This window comes from Pseudomonas sp. LjRoot71 (genome assembly GCF_964253255.1).
Classification (GTDB): domain Bacteria; phylum Pseudomonadota; class Gammaproteobacteria; order Pseudomonadales; family Pseudomonadaceae; genus Aquipseudomonas.
Map to the genome: position 1 here is coordinate 3,938,919 of NZ_CAXURA020000001.1, position 14,481 is coordinate 3,953,399.

Annotated in this window: 14 protein-coding genes and 4 tRNA genes; 10 read left to right on the top strand and 8 right to left on the bottom strand. The window is 59.8% G+C overall.

What is annotated here, in order from left to right; translation table 11 throughout:
• Positions 1–47: 47 nt before the first annotated feature.
• Positions 48–818 (bottom strand): DODA-type extradiol aromatic ring-opening family dioxygenase, encoded by a 771-nt coding sequence (locus ACSQ17_RS18575; protein ID WP_436070044.1) that lies wholly within the window; start codon positions 816–818, stop codon positions 48–50.
• Between the two features lie 169 nt (positions 819–987).
• Between ACSQ17_RS18575 and ACSQ17_RS18580 the strand changes: the two genes are divergently transcribed.
• Positions 988–1,644 (top strand): thiopurine S-methyltransferase, encoded by a 657-nt coding sequence (locus ACSQ17_RS18580; protein ID WP_436070045.1) that lies wholly within the window; start codon positions 988–990, stop codon positions 1,642–1,644.
• A 54-nt stretch (positions 1,645–1,698) separates the two neighbouring features.
• On the opposite strand, the gene htpX is transcribed toward ACSQ17_RS18580, so the two are convergent.
• From htpX to ACSQ17_RS18595, 3 genes are all read right to left on the bottom strand, one after another.
• Positions 1,699–2,571: a protease HtpX gene (gene htpX, locus ACSQ17_RS18585; protein ID WP_233684397.1), complete on the bottom strand. Its 873-nt coding sequence runs from the start codon at positions 2,569–2,571 to the stop codon at positions 1,699–1,701.
• Positions 2,572–2,705: 134 nt separating this feature from the next.
• Positions 2,706–3,158, bottom strand: a complete 453-nt coding sequence (locus ACSQ17_RS18590; protein ID WP_436070046.1) for a hypothetical protein — start codon at positions 3,156–3,158, stop codon at positions 2,706–2,708.
• Positions 3,159–3,243: 85 nt separating this feature from the next.
• Positions 3,244–4,455, bottom strand: a complete 1,212-nt coding sequence (locus ACSQ17_RS18595) for a pyridoxal phosphate-dependent aminotransferase (RefSeq protein ID WP_233684399.1) — start codon at positions 4,453–4,455, stop codon at positions 3,244–3,246.
• 246 nt (positions 4,456–4,701) lie between these two features.
• Between ACSQ17_RS18595 and msrB the strand changes: the two genes are divergently transcribed.
• The 3 genes from msrB (at position 4,702) to ACSQ17_RS18610 (ending at position 6,169) form a co-directional block, all read left to right on the top strand.
• Complete coding sequence (gene msrB, locus ACSQ17_RS18600) at positions 4,702–5,100, top strand: peptide-methionine (R)-S-oxide reductase MsrB (RefSeq protein WP_233684400.1); 399 nt, start codon at positions 4,702–4,704, stop codon at positions 5,098–5,100.
• A 110-nt stretch (positions 5,101–5,210) separates the two neighbouring features.
• Positions 5,211–5,696: a glutathione peroxidase gene (locus ACSQ17_RS18605; RefSeq protein WP_233684401.1), complete on the top strand. Its 486-nt coding sequence runs from the start codon at positions 5,211–5,213 to the stop codon at positions 5,694–5,696.
• Positions 5,693–6,169: a MarR family winged helix-turn-helix transcriptional regulator gene (locus tag ACSQ17_RS18610; RefSeq protein WP_233684402.1), complete on the top strand. Its 477-nt coding sequence runs from the start codon at positions 5,693–5,695 to the stop codon at positions 6,167–6,169. The genes ACSQ17_RS18605 and ACSQ17_RS18610 overlap by 4 nt, the downstream gene beginning before the upstream one ends.
• On the opposite strand, the gene ACSQ17_RS18615 is transcribed toward ACSQ17_RS18610, so the two are convergent.
• Entirely contained in the window at positions 6,145–8,457 is a 2,313-nt protein-coding gene (locus ACSQ17_RS18615; protein ID WP_436070047.1) for a response regulator, read from the bottom strand. The two genes, ACSQ17_RS18610 and ACSQ17_RS18615, sit on opposite strands and share 25 nt — an antisense overlap.
• A gap of 99 nt (positions 8,458–8,556) precedes the next feature.
• Here ACSQ17_RS18615 and ACSQ17_RS18620 point away from each other — a divergent pair, with 99 nt between their 5' ends.
• Both ACSQ17_RS18620 and ACSQ17_RS18625 read left to right on the top strand, forming a co-directional pair.
• Complete coding sequence (locus ACSQ17_RS18620) at positions 8,557–9,450, top strand: ATP-binding protein (RefSeq protein WP_436070048.1); 894 nt, start codon at positions 8,557–8,559, stop codon at positions 9,448–9,450.
• On the top strand, positions 9,443–9,925 hold the full coding sequence (locus ACSQ17_RS18625; protein ID WP_233684405.1) for a GAF domain-containing protein: 483 nt from the start codon (positions 9,443–9,445) through the stop codon (positions 9,923–9,925). The genes ACSQ17_RS18620 and ACSQ17_RS18625 overlap by 8 nt, the downstream gene beginning before the upstream one ends.
• A gap of 72 nt (positions 9,926–9,997) precedes the next feature.
• Here ACSQ17_RS18625 and ACSQ17_RS18630 read toward each other — a convergent pair whose 3' ends face one another.
• Entirely contained in the window at positions 9,998–10,768 is a 771-nt protein-coding gene (locus tag ACSQ17_RS18630; RefSeq protein ID WP_436070049.1) for a hypothetical protein, read from the bottom strand.
• Between the two features lie 223 nt (positions 10,769–10,991).
• Here ACSQ17_RS18630 and ACSQ17_RS18635 point away from each other — a divergent pair.
• The 4 genes from ACSQ17_RS18635 to ACSQ17_RS18650 all read left to right on the top strand — a co-directional run bounded on the left by ACSQ17_RS18635 (position 10,992) and on the right by ACSQ17_RS18650 (position 11,396).
• Positions 10,992–11,067: transfer RNA gene (locus ACSQ17_RS18635), tRNA-Glu, on the top strand.
• Positions 11,068–11,103: 36 nt separating this feature from the next.
• A tRNA-Gly gene (locus ACSQ17_RS18640) sits at positions 11,104–11,179 on the top strand.
• Positions 11,180–11,222: 43 nt separating this feature from the next.
• Positions 11,223–11,298, top strand: a tRNA-Glu gene (locus ACSQ17_RS18645).
• A gap of 22 nt (positions 11,299–11,320) precedes the next feature.
• Positions 11,321–11,396 (top strand) — tRNA-Gly (locus tag ACSQ17_RS18650).
• A gap of 126 nt (positions 11,397–11,522) precedes the next feature.
• Here ACSQ17_RS18650 and ACSQ17_RS18655 read toward each other — a convergent pair.
• Positions 11,523–11,933 (bottom strand): PA2817 family protein, encoded by a 411-nt coding sequence (locus ACSQ17_RS18655; protein WP_233684407.1) that lies wholly within the window; start codon positions 11,931–11,933, stop codon positions 11,523–11,525.
• A gap of 64 nt (positions 11,934–11,997) precedes the next feature.
• A complete protein-coding gene (locus ACSQ17_RS18660; RefSeq protein WP_436070050.1) occupies positions 11,998–14,445 on the bottom strand; it encodes an acyl-CoA dehydrogenase in 2,448 nt (815 codons plus the stop codon).
• Between the last annotated feature and the right edge of the window lie 36 nt (positions 14,446–14,481).

Genomic DNA, 14,481 nt, shown 5'->3' on the forward strand with positions numbered 1-14,481 from the left:
CGCCAAGTGCGGGGCTTTTTTATTGCTGTTACGTGTTGGGCGTATGGCTACGTGAAGCTATAGATGTCCATGCCCAGCGCGCCAAGCGTGAAACCGCTGTGCTCGACCCTGAACTGTCCGCCAGCACCGGCGGCAAAGAACAATGGCAGCAGGTGTTCATCGCTGGGGTGGTTGCGTACGGCGTGAGGAGCCTGCCGACGGTAATCGTCGAGGGCCGCGTTATCCTGCTTGCTCAGTTTATCCACCACCCAGTCGCGAAAGGCCTGTGCCCAGGGTTCGACCTGCTCCGGCCCGGCTTGCCAGTCCAGCTCGCCGAGGTTGTGGGTGATGCTGCCGGAACCGATCAGCAGTACACCGCTCTTGCGCAAGCTTGCCAGTGCCTGGCCAACTCGGCGTTGCAGGGCAGGTCCCTGCTGGCTTGGCAGCGAGATTTGTACGACAGAAATGTCGGCCTGCGGGTACATCAGCGTCAGGGGTACCCAGGCACCGTGATCCAGCGGCCGTTCGGCGTCGAGTTGTGCTGGCAGGCCGGCTTGCGTCAATCGCTCGACAACTTCTGCTGCCAGTTGTGGCGCGCCCGGCGCAGGGTATTGCACCTGGTAGAGTTCGGCTGGAAAACCACGGAAGTCATGCAAGGTTTGTGGGGTTACCGCGCTGCCCACCCGCAAGTCGCGGCTTTCCCAGTGCGCAGACACCACCAGGATGGCGTGTGGGCGTTGTAGCTGCTGAGCCAGGCGAGCAAGGGCAGGGCCGCTGGCACCGGGCTGCAAGGCCAGCATGGGTGAGCCGTGAGAGATAAACAGGCTGGGAAGGGACATGGCAGACTCCTGAGCGATTGCCTGCATCTTCCATCAGATAAACTGCATGTAAAAGGGTAAATATCCGGGCATATTTATCGTATCTATAGATGGTTTAGGGTGGCATAAGTCCTTGGTCTTCCAGTCCCTTTGCGGCAGGATCAGCGGCTGAGTTTCTACAGGAGGTGGTATGCACGCAGAGTTCTGGCAGGCGCGATGGGCACGCAGTGAAATTGGCTTTCATCTGCCCGAGGTCAATCCTTATCTGCAGCGTTACTGGCCGGCACTGGGATTGCCTGAAGGGGCGCGGGTGCTGGTGCCGTTGTGCGGCAAAAGTCTGGATCTGGTCTGGTTGGCGGGGCAGGGTTATCAGGTGGTGGGGGTAGAGCTGGCACCGCGTGCTGTTGAGGATTTCTTCACGGAGCATGGGCTGCAACCGCAGGTCAGTGATGTCGGGGCATTTCGGCATTACCAGGTGGGCAGCCTGGAGATCTATTGCGGGGACTTCTTTGCCCTCAGCGCGCAGCAACTGGACGGTTGCACCGCTCTGTACGACCGTGCCGCGCTGATTGCACTGCCTGTCGAGATGCGTGCCTGTTATGTGACGCACCTGTCGCAGGTACTGCCGAGTGGCTGTCAGGGGCTGCTGGTGACCCTGGATTATGATCAGGACAAGATGGATGGCCCGCCTTTCGCGGTAAGCGATGCTGAGGTACAGCATCTGCTGGCGGCGAACTGGCAGTTGCAGGAACTGGAGTGCATTGATGTGTTGGGCGAGAACTGGAAGTTTCTCAAGCGCGGCCTGGAGCGCCTGGATGAGCGGGTCTACCGCTTGGGTAAGCGCTGAAATCTGCAAACAAAAAAGGCGGCCCAAGGGCCGCCTTTTGCGTGACTGCTGAACTTAGCCGCGCTGACGCAGGGCTTCGATACGCACTTCCAGCGGTGGGTGGGTCATCAGCAGGCCTGCCAGGCCATTCTTCAGGCCACCGTTGATGCCGAAAGCGGTCAGACTGCTGGGCATGTTTACCGGTACTTCCTGCTCGGCGCGCAGACGCTGCAAGGCGGCGATCATGGCACCGGTACCGGCCAGGCGGGCACCGGCTTCGTCGGCCTTGAATTCGCGCTTACGCGAGAACCACATGACGATGATGCTGGCCAGAATGCCCAGAACCAGCTCGGCAAAGATGGTTGCCACGAAATAACCGATGCCTGGGCCGTCTTCATTCTTCAGGATCACCTTGTCGACGAAGTTGCCGAAGATCCGCGCGAAGAACATCACGAAGGTGTTCACTACGCCCTGGATCAGCGCCAGGGTGACCATATCACCGTTGGCCACGTGACCAATTTCGTGGGCCAGTACGGCACGCACTTCATCAGGCGAGAAACGCTCCAGCAGGCCTTGGCTGACAGCCACCAGGGCGTCGTTCTTGTTCCAGCCAGTGGCGAAGGCGTTGGACTCGTAAGCCGGGAAAATACCCACTTCCGGCATTTTGATGCCGGCTTCGCGGGACAGTTCTTCAACTGTCTGCAGCAGCCATTGTTCGTGGCGGGTGCGCGGTTGGGTGATGATTTCGGTTTTGGTGCTCATCTTCGCCATCCACTTGGAGAGGAACAGCGAAACCAGCGAACCGGCGAAACCGAACACGGCGCAGAAAACCAGCAGGCTGCCATAGTTCTGGCCGGTAAAGCGGTCAACCCCGAGCAGTTTCAGGGTGATGCTGGCGATGATCAACACCGCAATGTTGGTGGCCAGGAACAGCATAATGCGCATCATGGTGTATTGAGACTCCTCACGGGGAACGTTCTATCAGGCTGTTGAGCCCGCTTTTGCTTGGGTTTCAACAGTTTGCTTTGATGATGACGGCTATATAAGGGCGGCACCCCAGGCACTTCAACCTGGGTACTATTTCAAACTATGTCGCTTGTGCTGTTCAGGGTGCTTTCGAAGAGCAGGCGGGTGAGGCGGGCGACGCGTTCGCCATGCTGTTGCCCCAGGGCTTCGCGTAACTGAAACGCCAGGGTGGCATGCACGCGGCGTACGCTGGGCGGCAGTGCATCGCCCTCTCGCAGGGCGTGGGGCACGCCGCGGGTCAGGCGCAGAAAGCCTTTCTCGCTGAGTACGGCTTGATCCAGGGCGTCGTAGCCGATGGTTGATTCGAAGCGGATATAGCCTTCCTCGGCCAGCCACAGCAGGGCACCCAGGCAGCTCTGGTGGCGGGGCGTGGGCAGACCGAATTCGTCGGGCTCTTCACGGCCGATCAGGTCTTCCACATACAGCGCGGTTTTGCTGGGGAACGTCTGATACAGGGCCAGCAGGCCGGCGGCTGCATCCTTGTAGAAGTCGTCGATCTGCAGGTCCATCAGAAATTACCCATCACTGAAGTAGGGAGATAAAGCTGCGTAGGGCCAACAACTAGCATTGGCCCTGGCGCATGGCGATCTCCGCTTACTGTTGGTAGGTCTTGAGGAAGTTGCCGATGCGTCCGATGGCCATTTCCAGCTCATCCACACGCGGCAGGGTGACCACGCGGAAGTGATCCGGCCACGGCCAGTTGAAGGCGGTGCCCTGAACGATCAGCAGTTTTTCCGAGAGCAGCAGATCGAGGACGAATTTCTCGTCGTTATGGATCGGGCAGACCTTCGGATCGATCTTCGGGAAGGCGTACAGCGCGCCCATCGGCTTGACGCAGCTGACGCCTGGGATGTCGTTGAGCAGCTCCCAGGTGCGGTTGCGTTGCTCCAGCAGGCGGCCGTTAGGCAGTACCAAGTCATTGATGCTCTGGTAGCCGCCGAGCGCGGTTTGGATCGCGTGCTGGCTCGGCACGTTGGCGCACAGGCGCATGTTGGCGAGGATATCCAGGCCTTCGATATAGCTCTGTGCACGATGTTTCGGCCCGGAGATCGCCACCCAGCCGGAGCGGAAGCCGGCCACACGGTAAGACTTGGACAGGCCGTTGAAGGTCAGGCACAGCACGTCCGGCGCCAGCGAGGCGGTGCAGATATGCACGGCATCATCGTAGAGAATCTTGTCGTAGATCTCGTCGGAGAACAGTACCAGGTTGTGCTGGCGCGCCAGCTCAACGATGTCCATCAGCACTTCTTTGGAGTACACCGCGCCGGTGGGGTTGTTCGGGTTGATCAGCACCAGGGCTTTGGTGTTCGGGGTGATCTTGGCCTTCATGTCGGCGATATCGGGGAACCAGCCCGCCTGCTCGTCGCACAGGTAATGCACCGGTTTACCGCCTGCCAAGGCTACGGCGGCAGTCCACAGCGGGTAATCCGGTGCCGGGATCAGCACTTCATCGCCGTTGTTAAGCAGCGCCTGCATGGCCATCACGATCAGCTCGGAGACGCCGTTGCCCAGGTAGATGTCCTCGATGCCAACGCCTTCCACCTGCTTCTGCTGGTAGTACTGCATCACTGCCTTGCGTGCGCTGAACAGGCCCTTGGAGTCGCTGTAGCCCTGCGCAGTCGGCAGGTTGCGGATCACGTCCTGGAGGATTTCCTCAGGCGCTTCGAAACCGAACGGGGCCGGGTTGCCGATGTTCAGCTTGAGGATGCGCTGGCCTTCTTCTTCCAGGCGCTTGGCGTGCTTGAGCACCGGCCCACGGATGTCGTAGCAGACGTTGGCGAGCTTGTTCGATTTGCTGAACTGCATGTAAATGATCCCGAATGGTGGAACGCCGCTGAATTACCCTGCAAAAAGCCGCGATCTGACGCGCCTTGGCAGGTTGTAACGCCGGTGACAGACTGGGGTCGAATGATACGTGGCAGCCCGACCTTGGCAAAGGTACTGGTCGGGCTTTTTTATGGCGTGCCATCCATGGCCGCCACCCTTTGGGCCGTCGCTGCGCGACGTTAAAAATCGCTCCCGGCGATTTTTTCATGTAGAGGAGACTTGCCTGTGAACAAGCTGGAAAAACCCCTGGAAGCCTGGCGTGAAGAGCTTTCCGAGGAGCAGTTTCATGTGTGTCGACTGGGCGGCACCGAGCGCGCTTTTACTGGCCAGTACCACGACAGCAAGGTGCCGGGCATTTATCACTGCGCCTGCTGTCAGGCCGAACTGTTTGATTCGGATGCCAAATTCGATTCCGGTAGCGGCTGGCCCAGCTACTTTCAGCCGGTCAGCAGTGAAGCCATCGCCAGCCTGGATGACTTCAGCCACGGCATGCACCGTATCGAAGTGAAATGCGCCAAGTGTGATGCCCATCTGGGGCACGTGTTTCCCGATGGGCCGGTGCCGACGGGGTTACGCTATTGCATCAACTCTGCGGCGCTCAAGCTGGTGCCGCGCGCCGAGTAGTCATGCCACAGGCCTGCCATCAGCAGGCCTTATTTATGAGCAATTAAATTGCATGCAATTTAATTGCTCGCTATTGTGTGCCGACTTTAACTCTTCTAGGGATGACGCACATGAGCAATGCACTCTTCGATATTCCGGTCACCACCATCAAGGGCGAGCAGAAAACCCTCGCGGATTTCGGCGGCAAGGCCGTGCTGGTGGTCAACACGGCCAGTAAGTGCGGCTTTACCCCGCAGTACAAGGGTTTGGAGAACGTCTGGCAGCAGTACAAGGACAAAGGTCTGGTGGTGCTGGGCTTCCCCTGCAATCAGTTTGGCAAGCAGGAGCCAGGTGACGAGGGGGCGATTTCCGAGTTTTGTGAGCTGAACTTCGGCGTCAGCTTCCCGCTGTTCAAGAAGGTTGATGTGAATGGCAGCGATGCCCACCCGCTGTTCGTCAACCTGAAGAAAAGTGCGCCAGGCCTGCTCGGCAGTCAGGGCATCAAGTGGAACTTCACCAAATTCCTGGTCAGTGCCGATGGCAAGGTGATCAAGCGTTTCGCCCCAACCACCAAACCTGAAGACCTGACAGCCGAGATCGAAGCGCTGCTGAAATGACCCAGGCCAGTCTGTATGCGGATGAGGAGGGGCTGCAGCTGGACAACCAGCTGTGCTTCAAGCTGTACGCCGCTTCACGGGCGGTGATCCGCGCCTACAAGCCGATGCTTGATCAGCTAGGCCTGACGTACCCGCAGTACCTGGCGATGCTGGTGTTGTGGGAATGGCAGCAACAACCGCCGGCACTGCCGACGGTCAAAGCGTTGGGCGAGAGGCTGTTGCTGGACTCCGGCACGCTGACGCCGCTGCTCAAGCGCCTGGAGTTGCAGGGGCTGTTGCAACGCAGGCGTTCGCTCAGCGACGAGCGTGAGGTGCATCTAGCGCTGACGGACGCCGGCTGTGCTCTGCGTGAACAGGTGTTGCCGTTGAAAAGCCAGCTGCTGTGTGAGCACGGTGTTGATCTGGATGCGCTTGCGGCGTTGCGCAGCCAGGTTGGCGGGCTGCTGGATCAGTTTATGGCGCTTAACCACTGATCGAGCAGTGCCGCCAGCTCATCTTTGCGGAACGGCTTGGCCAGGTAGTCGTCCATCCCGGCCGCGCGGCAACGGTCGCGCTCGTCGGCCAGGGCATTGGCTGTCAGCGCGATGATTGGCAATTTAGCGATTGCCTCTTTCTGGCGAATCCGGCGAGTGGTTTCGTAGCCGTCCATAACCGGCATGTTACAGTCCATCAGGACCAGATCGACATGCTGTGTTTCCAGCAGGCTCAGGGCCTCAGCTCCATGGTTGGCCAGCAGCACTTCGCAGCCGAGTTTGCCCAACATGCCCTTAGCCACCAGTTGATTGACCGGGTTGTCCTCAACCAGCAATACGCGCGCCTGACGGCTGCGTGGCGGTTCGCTGTGGGCCTGGCGTGGCGGGTTGTCGTCCTGGTTCAGGCTGTGGCGCAAGGCCTGCAACAGCGCCTGGCGTGACAGCGGTCGGGCCAGTTGTTCGATGGGCGCGAGGTTGTCCACCTGCTCGCTGCTGAGGAAATTGCCGTAGGCGCTGACCAGCAGGATGGGCAGGCTGGAGGTCTGCCGCCATTCCTGTAGGCGCTGCGGACAGTCACTGATCAGCAGGTCAGCGTGCAGGTCATTCAGTGGGCTGTCGGTATCCAGTTGCTGATAGTCCAGACCCCAGTTCGGCAGCAGGCTGGCCAGTTGTGCGTTGAGCCCTGAGCTGGCTGGCGTCAGACCGATGATGCGGCCGCGCAGTTGCAAAGGTTGTGGTGTGCCACCCATGCTGGGCAGGGGCAGGTCGATGCAGAAAGTACTGCCAAAGCCTTCGCGGGTTTCCAGGCTGAGCTGGCCGCGCATGGCTTCACACAGCCGGCGGGTCAGTGCCAGGCCCAGCCCAGTGCCGCCAAACTGACGGGTAATGCCGACTTCGGCCTGGGCAAAGGGGTGGAAGATACGGCTCTGCGCGTCCTCGGCGATGCCAATGCCGGTGTCGCGCACGATAATCCTGACGCCATTGGCCTGCGCGTTGACGCTGATATCGACGCGACCAAAACGGGTGAATTTCAGGGCATTGGACAGCAGGTTGCTGACAATCTGCCTGACACGGGTCGGGTCGCCCAGCAATTGGTTCGGCAGTTGTGGGTCGATCAGGCAGGTCAGTTCTACCCCAGGTACGGCATTCTGCGAGAGCAGGCTGGCGGTTTCCTCGACCATGCTGCCGAGATCGAAGGGGATGTGTTCCAGTTCGAGCTGGCCGGCTTCGAATTTCGACAGGTCGAGAATGTCGTTGAGCAACTCGACCAGCACTTTGCCGGAGTCGTGGGCAATCGACAGCTGCTGACGTTGTTCATTGTTTAGCGGCCCGTCCAGCGACAGTGCCAGCATGCCCAGCAGGCCATTGAGCGGGGTGCGGATCTCGTGGCTCATGTTGGCGAGAAACGCCGAACGTGCCTGGGCCATGTCCAGTGCGGTGCGTTTGGCCTGTTCCAGTTCACGGTTGGAGTCGAGCAGGCGGCTGTTGGCCGCTTCCAGTTGCTCGGTACGGGCTGACACCATGTCTTCCAGTTCGGCCAGGTAGCGGGTCAGGCGATCTTCGGCCTGCTGGCGCTGCTCGATTTCGTTGGCAATGCTGCTCAACTGGCGGTTGGTTACGTCGACCAGCACGCCGATCTCATCGCGTTCATGGTTGGCCGGGTAGGGCAGCTTGGCATTGTTGGGGCTGCGCAGATCACGCTCGCTGAGCGCACGGATAAAGCCGGTCAGCGGTTTGGTCAGCATGAAGTAGAACAGCACCAGCAGGATCAGCGACAGCAGCAGACTGCGGGCGAAACCGGTCAGCAGGGTCAGCAGCGAGCGTTTGAGAAAGTGACTGCCAAAGGCGTAGGTGTCCACTTCAAGGCTGAGGCGGCCCAGCGCTTCATCGGGGGAGTGGCTGACAAACAGGGCGGTTTCAAAGTGCCGGCGCTGGCCGAACATGAAGTCGCTGAGCACCCGGTAGCGACTTTCCATGGCCGGGCGGCTGACGCTGGCCAGGGTCATCTGATTGTTGTCGATGATCTGCGCGCTGATCACCGCCGGTGAGCGCAGCAGGCCCAGTACCAGTTCCTGCGCCAGTTCGGCGTCGATGTTGTAGGCGATACGCGCAGCCGGGTTGTGGCTGATTTCCATCAACGCATTGATCTCGCGGTTGATGGAGGCATCTTCGCTGGCATAATCGATGCCCACTTGAATCAAGCTGAGCGCCGTGCCGAGGATAAAGGCCACCAACACGGTCAAGCCTGCCTGTTTGAACGACAGGCGTTGGGTTAGCGCTATATCCATATGGGCTGGTAATTCTCGTGTTGAATCGCCTGCCAAGCATAGCCCAAGTGATTTACCACACGGCAGTGTCTGGGCTGCCGGAAAACTCTGGAGTGTGTCGTGGATTCGCGTTTAGGTGATTTTTTAGTGCGTGCCGATGCGTTACTGGCGCGTTTGGAGCCTTTGCTGCCGGTTTTGCGCCCGCAGATCGACTGGCAGCAGAGCCTGGCGGCACGTTGGCAGCGTGAGGGGCGCAGTGGTTTTCTGAGCCCGCTCAGGGTCAGCCTGGATATGCAGCTGAGCGATCTGATCGGGGTAGACCGCCAGCGTGCACAACTGGCGCGTAACACCCATCAGTTCATTCAGGGGTTGCCGGCCAACCATGCCTTGCTCTGGGGCGCGCGTGGTACCGGCAAATCATCGCTGGTGCGTGCGCTGCTGGCCGAGCATGCGTCAGCCGGGTTTCGCCTGATTGAAATCGAGCGCGATCACCTGGCCGATCTGCCGCGTATCGTCGAGCAATTGAGCGGCTTGCCGCAGCGTTTTGTGCTGTTCTGCGACGATTTGTCGTTCGAGGACGGCGAGGGTGATTACCGCATGTTGAAAACCGTGCTCGATGGTTCTCTGGAGCGTGCGCCTGACAATGTGCTGCTGTATGCCACCTCCAACCGCCGTCATCTGCTGCCGGAAAAACAGAGCGACAACGAGAACTGGCAGCGGGTAGATGGCGAATTGCATCCCAATGAGGCGGTGGAGGACAAGATCGCGCTGTCCGATCGTTTTGGTTTGTGGTTGTCGTTCTATCCCTTTACCCAGGAGCATTTTCTCGATGTGGTCAGGCATTGGGTGGGGGTACACGCTGCCCAGGCCGGGTTGGTCTGGCAGTGGCATGAGGAACTGGAAAAGGCTGCGATACGTTGGGCCTTGGGGCGCGGCAATCGTAATGGACGCTGCGCCTATCAATTCGCCCGTGACTGGGTGGGGCTGCAATTACTGAGTAAGGCTGATGATTGATCTACAACAACGCGGGCAAGGGCTCGATGGCTATCCATTGCTGGTGGCGCAGTTGCAGGCGCTGCTGGCCGATGAGCGGGATTTTATTGCCAACGCGGCGCAGTTTTCGGCGTTTCTGTTTCAGGAACTGAGTGACCTGAATTGGGCGGGGTTCTACCTGGCTCGTGGCGAAGAACTGGTATTGGGGCCGTTCCAGGGCAAGGTGGCGTGTGTGCGCATTCCTTTTGGTCGGGGCGTCTGCGGTGCGGCAGCGGCCAGTGGTGAAACCCAGCGGGTTGAGGATGTGCACGCCTTTGCCGGGCATATTGCCTGCGACAGTGCCTCCAATAGTGAGCTGGTGGTTCCGTTGTTCAAGCATGGACGTCTGCTCGGCGTGCTGGACCTCGACAGCCCACGGCTGGCGCGTTTCAGCGCCGAAGACCAGGCCGGCATCGAGCAGCTGGCCCAGGTATTTATCGAGCTGACGGATTGCTGAGTGCCTGAGTTGATAAGAAAAGCCCGGCGTTGCCGGGCTTTTCTTATGCAACGGGTTTGTACGTGCCTGGGTTCAGTCGTAGATGTTCTTCTTCTTCCACTCGTCATCGCCGCCGAGCGAGTCCAGGCCTGCGTCCAGCTCGCTGGTCTGGCTGCTGCTGGGTTTGCTGGTCTCCAGCACCAGGGCGTTGGCGCGGGCCAACTGCTCCTCGAACTTCTTCAGGGCGTTCTGATAGGGCGCAGGATCAGGCTGTTTGCGCAGGTATTGCACGCCGCGCTCGAACGCCAGCCGCGCCTGCCCGGGTTGGTTCTGCAGCAGGGCTTGATGGCCGAGGTTGCCAAAGAATTCGATATGTACCTGGGTCAGCATGTGGCGGACTTCTTTTACCCAGTGTTTGGCTTCGTTGGCGTTAATGGTGCCTTCCTTGGCGCAGCGGGTCAGTTGGCCGTGGAGGTTTTCCAGCTGGAAGCGTACATCCTTGGCTTTGGCTTCATTGATGATGGGCTGTGGCGGGTTGTTTACAGTGATGGCTTCGCCCTGGGCAATCAGTTTGCGCAACTCCTCAATGCGCGCCTTGAGCGCGTTATTGCCTTTGTCCAGTGGCAGCATGCGTTCGCTGAAGTGCAGTTGCAGGCGGCTCAGAAACAGCTTGAGGGCGGGTGTCATCAATTGGCCGGGCAGTGCTTCGGCGAGATCCGTGCAGCGGCGCAGGCGATCATTGAGGTCGGCCTTGATGCGCGCCTTCTCCAGTTTGTTGTTCTCGACCATATGATTGATGTAGGCAATGGCGATCAAGACGACGATGCCAGAAACAATCAATATGGTAATCACGAGTGGGGACATGGTGGAGCCTCTCGTTCACCGGTTTTTCGTCCGAGTGTAGTGCCTTAGCCTGGAGGCTGATAGAGCTGCATCACATTCGTAGCTGAAGTCGTTGATTTATAAAATTTTTTACACGGAGGTTGACGAGCCTTTAAAGGCTCCATAGAATGCGCGCCACTTCGTAGCGCAATGCCTCAGGGCAAAACGTGTAGAAGCCGGATAGAAGTTGTAGTTTCCGGGCTGCGTCCCCTTCGTCTAGTGGCCTAGGACACCGCCCTTTCACGGCGGTAACAGGGGTTCGAGTCCCCTAGGGGACGCCACTTCTTAATGAAGTGTGCTGAAAAACCAAGTTGCATGCGGGAATAGCTCAGTTGGTAGAGCACGACCTTGCCAAGGTCGGGGTCGCGAGTTCGAGTCTCGTTTCCCGCTCCAAATTCAGGTGATCTGCCTAGGCAGGTAACCGACAAGTTCCAAGGTCCCCTTCGTCTAGTGGCCTAGGACACCGCCCTTTCACGGCGGTAACAGGGGTTCGAGTCCCCTAGGGGACGCCATTTTTGTTGCACCAAGTTGTATGCGGGAATAGCTCAGTTGGTAGAGCACGACCTTGCCAAGGTCGGGGTCGCGAGTTCGAGTCTCGTTTCCCGCTCCATTTTCTTTCGATAGAAAGCAACAGAAACGCCGCTCGTTGAGCGGCGTTTTTGTATCTGCTGTTTTTACAGCATGTAAAAAAGCCCGCCGGTGATGCCGTGCGGGCTTTTTTATTTCTGGCTACGGCTTAGTGTGTGCCGCCCTGAGCTGGCATGGCCAGCAGTTGCTTTTCCTGATTCCAGTCGAAGGGCTCGTCGTTTTCTTCGGCGTAGAAGCGGCGTTCCTCGAGGGTCTGGTACATCTCGATTTCTTCGTCCGGCATAAAGTGCAGGCAGTCACCGCCGAAGAACCACAGCAGATCGCGCGGTACCAGGTGGGCGATTTGCGGGTAGCGCTGAAATATCTGGCTGATCAGATCCTGGCCCAGGTAGAGGCTGGCTTCCGGGTCGCTCGGCAGGTCGCTGAGCAGTTCGTCGTAGCGCTCCAGGTACATGGCGTGGCTGTCATCGAGAATCTGCTCGGCTTCGCCCAGGGCGACCAGGATGGTGCGCAGGTGCTGCAGCAGAGTGAGGTGATGGTCGATGTGGGTGTTGGCCATGGGGTAATCCTGTAGGGGTAAAACGGGCGCGCAAGTATAAGGCTCACGTCGCCCGCTGTCCTCGTTAGCGCACCTTGCCGGTTTCCAGCGTCAGTTCTTCCTTGGCAAAGTCGTCGACATCGATCACTACCCGGCGCGCTGCTTCGGCCTGTTGCAGGCTGTGCGCTTCTTCCGGGTTGAGAACCCCGGCAGCCAGTGCGGTATCGATCAGGCTTTGTCCTGGCAGTTCCTGTACCTGGCCAGCTTTGACGGCCTTGTGCAGTTTTTTCTGCAGGTCCTGAACGTTCCGCCGCAGGTTCATCGCATATTGCAGCGCCCCAACGGGATCCTGTTCAGCCTGTGGGCGATAGCAGCCTTCGAGCAACTCCTCCAGCGCCGGGTCACCACTGTTGCGGCCGATAATGGCGGCCACTTCGGCGTCCAGTTCATCGCTTGGACCTTTGTGACGGCGGCCCAGCGGCAATACCAGCAGACGCAGGGCGCAGCCGAGCAGTTTGCTGGGGAAGTTGCTGAGCAGCTCTTCCAACGCCTGTTCGGCCTTGCCCAGGCTTTCTTCCACGGCCCAGCGCAGCAGGGGTTGCGAATGTTCTGGGTAGCCCAGGTCGTGGTAGCGCTTGAGCGCTGCCGAAGCCAGGTACAGGTGACTCAGCACATCCCCCAGGCGCGCCGACAGGCGTTCACGGCGTTTCAGTTCGCCGCCGAGCAGCATCATGCTGGTGTCGGCAAGCAGGGCGAAAGACGCGGCCAGGCGGTTGAGCGCGCGGAAATACGGACGGCTGATACGGTCGCCCGGCACCTGACTGAAAACGCCAAAGCCGAGGCTGAGCAGCAGGCTGCTGGCGGCGTTGCTGACGGCAAAACCGATATGCTGCAGCAGCAGTTCATCGAATTCCTGCAGCGCCTGATCCTGGTCTTCGCGGCTGGCCAGGGCCATTTCCTTGAGGACATAGGGGTGGCAGCGAATCGCGCCCTGACCAAAGATCATCAGGTTGCGCGAAAGAATGTTGGCCCCCTCCACGGTGATAAAGATCGGCGCCCCTTGCCACGAGCGGGCGAGATAGTTGTTCGGCCCCATGACGATGCCTTTACCGCCGTGCACGTCCATGGCGTGGCTGATGCATTCGCGGCCACGTTCGGTCAGGTGGTATTTGAGGATGGCTGAGAGTACCGACGGCTTCTCGCCCAGGTCCACGGCGTTGGCGGTGAGGATGCGTGCGCTGTCCATCAGCCAGGCATTGCCGGCGATCCTTGCGAGGGCTTCCTGAATGCCTTCAAAAGCGGACAGCGGCACGTTGAACTGTTCGCGCACCTGGCTGTACTGGCCGGTGGTCAGGCTGGTGAATTTGGCCGCGCCGGTGCCGACGGCCGGCAGGGAGATGGAGCGGCCCACGGACAGGCAGTTCATCAGCATCATCCAGCCCTTGCCGAGCATGTCTTCGCCGCCGATCAGGTAGTCCAGCGGGATAAACACATCTTTGCCTGAATTCGGACCGTTCATAAAAGCCGCGCCGAGTGGCAGGTGGCGACGGCCGATTTCGACGCCAGGCGTGTCGGTGGGCACCAGAGCCAGGCTGATGCCGAGGTCTTCTTCTTCACCCAGCAGATGTTCAGGGTCGTAGGCCTTGAAGGCCAGGCCCAGCAGGGTGGCGACCGGGCCGAGGGTGATATAGCGTTTTTCCCAATTCAGGCGCAGGCCGATGACTTCCTCGCCTTGCCACTGGCCTTTGCAGATGATTCCGGTGTCCGGCATGGCGCCGGCGTCGGAGCCGGCCAGGGGGCCGGTGAGGGCGAAGCAGGGTATGTCTTCACCGCGGGCCAGACGTGGCAGGTAGTGGTCACGTTGCGCCTCGGTGCCGTAGTGCAGCAGCAGTTCGGCCGGGCCCAGGGAGTTGGGCACCATCACGGTGGAGGCCAGGTCGCCGGAGCGAGTGGCCAGTTTCATCGCCACCTGGGAGTGGGCATAGGCGGAAAAACCCTTGCCGCCGTATTGCTTGGGGATGATCAGGGCGAAGAAACCGTGGCGCTTGATATGCGCCCAGGCCTCTGCGGGCAGGTCCATCTGCTGGCCGATCTGCCAGTCACTGACCATGGCGCAGAGTGCTTCGGTGGGGCCGTCGATAAACGCCTGCTCTTCCTCTGTGAGCTGAGCCTTGGGGTAGGCGAGCAGGGTGTCCCAGTCCGGCCGGCCGCTGAACAGTTCGCCATCCCACCACACCGTGCCGGCTTCAATGGCGTCGCGCTCGGTAGCTGACATCGGCGGCAATACCCGTTTGAACCATGCAAACAGCGGTGTGGTAAACAGGTTGCGGCGCTGCTGCGGCAGCACCAGAGGCAGGGCCACGGCCAGCAGCAACAGCCAGAAAATGCCCATCAACCAGGCGGGGGCGTGGCTGAAGGTGCCCATCAGCATCAGAAAGCCGGCCACCAGACCAAGTGCGGGTAGGGGAGCGGTACGCCGATGTGCGAGAAAAGCCGTGCCGAGCAGTAGGGCGAGTAACCAGAGAGCGAGCATGCAGAATCCTCCATGATGACAATGCGTGTGTACGCA

Bases quoted from the DNA above. Each gene is read 5' to 3' on its own strand.
- ACSQ17_RS18575 (WP_436070044.1), bottom strand. From the start codon at position 818: ATGTCCCTTCCCAGCCTGTTTATCTCTCACGGCTCACCCATGCTGGCC.
- ACSQ17_RS18580 (WP_436070045.1), top strand. From the start codon at position 988: ATGCACGCAGAGTTCTGGCAGGCGCGATGGGCACGCAGTGAAATTGGC.
- htpX (WP_233684397.1), bottom strand. From the start codon at position 2,571: ATGATGCGCATTATGCTGTTCCTGGCCACCAACATTGCGGTGTTGATC.
- ACSQ17_RS18590 (WP_436070046.1), bottom strand. From the start codon at position 3,158: ATGGACCTGCAGATCGACGACTTCTACAAGGATGCAGCCGCCGGCCTG.
- ACSQ17_RS18595 (WP_233684399.1), bottom strand. From the start codon at position 4,455: ATGCAGTTCAGCAAATCGAACAAGCTCGCCAACGTCTGCTACGACATC.
- ACSQ17_RS18605 (WP_233684401.1), top strand. From the start codon at position 5,211: ATGAGCAATGCACTCTTCGATATTCCGGTCACCACCATCAAGGGCGAG.
- ACSQ17_RS18610 (WP_233684402.1), top strand. From the start codon at position 5,693: ATGACCCAGGCCAGTCTGTATGCGGATGAGGAGGGGCTGCAGCTGGAC.
- ACSQ17_RS18615 (WP_436070047.1), bottom strand. From the start codon at position 8,457: ATGGATATAGCGCTAACCCAACGCCTGTCGTTCAAACAGGCAGGCTTG.
- ACSQ17_RS18625 (WP_233684405.1), top strand. From the start codon at position 9,443: ATGATTGATCTACAACAACGCGGGCAAGGGCTCGATGGCTATCCATTG.
- ACSQ17_RS18630 (WP_436070049.1), bottom strand. From the start codon at position 10,768: ATGTCCCCACTCGTGATTACCATATTGATTGTTTCTGGCATCGTCGTC.
- ACSQ17_RS18655 (WP_233684407.1), bottom strand. From the start codon at position 11,933: ATGGCCAACACCCACATCGACCATCACCTCACTCTGCTGCAGCACCTG.
- ACSQ17_RS18660 (WP_436070050.1), bottom strand. From the start codon at position 14,445: ATGCTCGCTCTCTGGTTACTCGCCCTACTGCTCGGCACGGCTTTTCTC.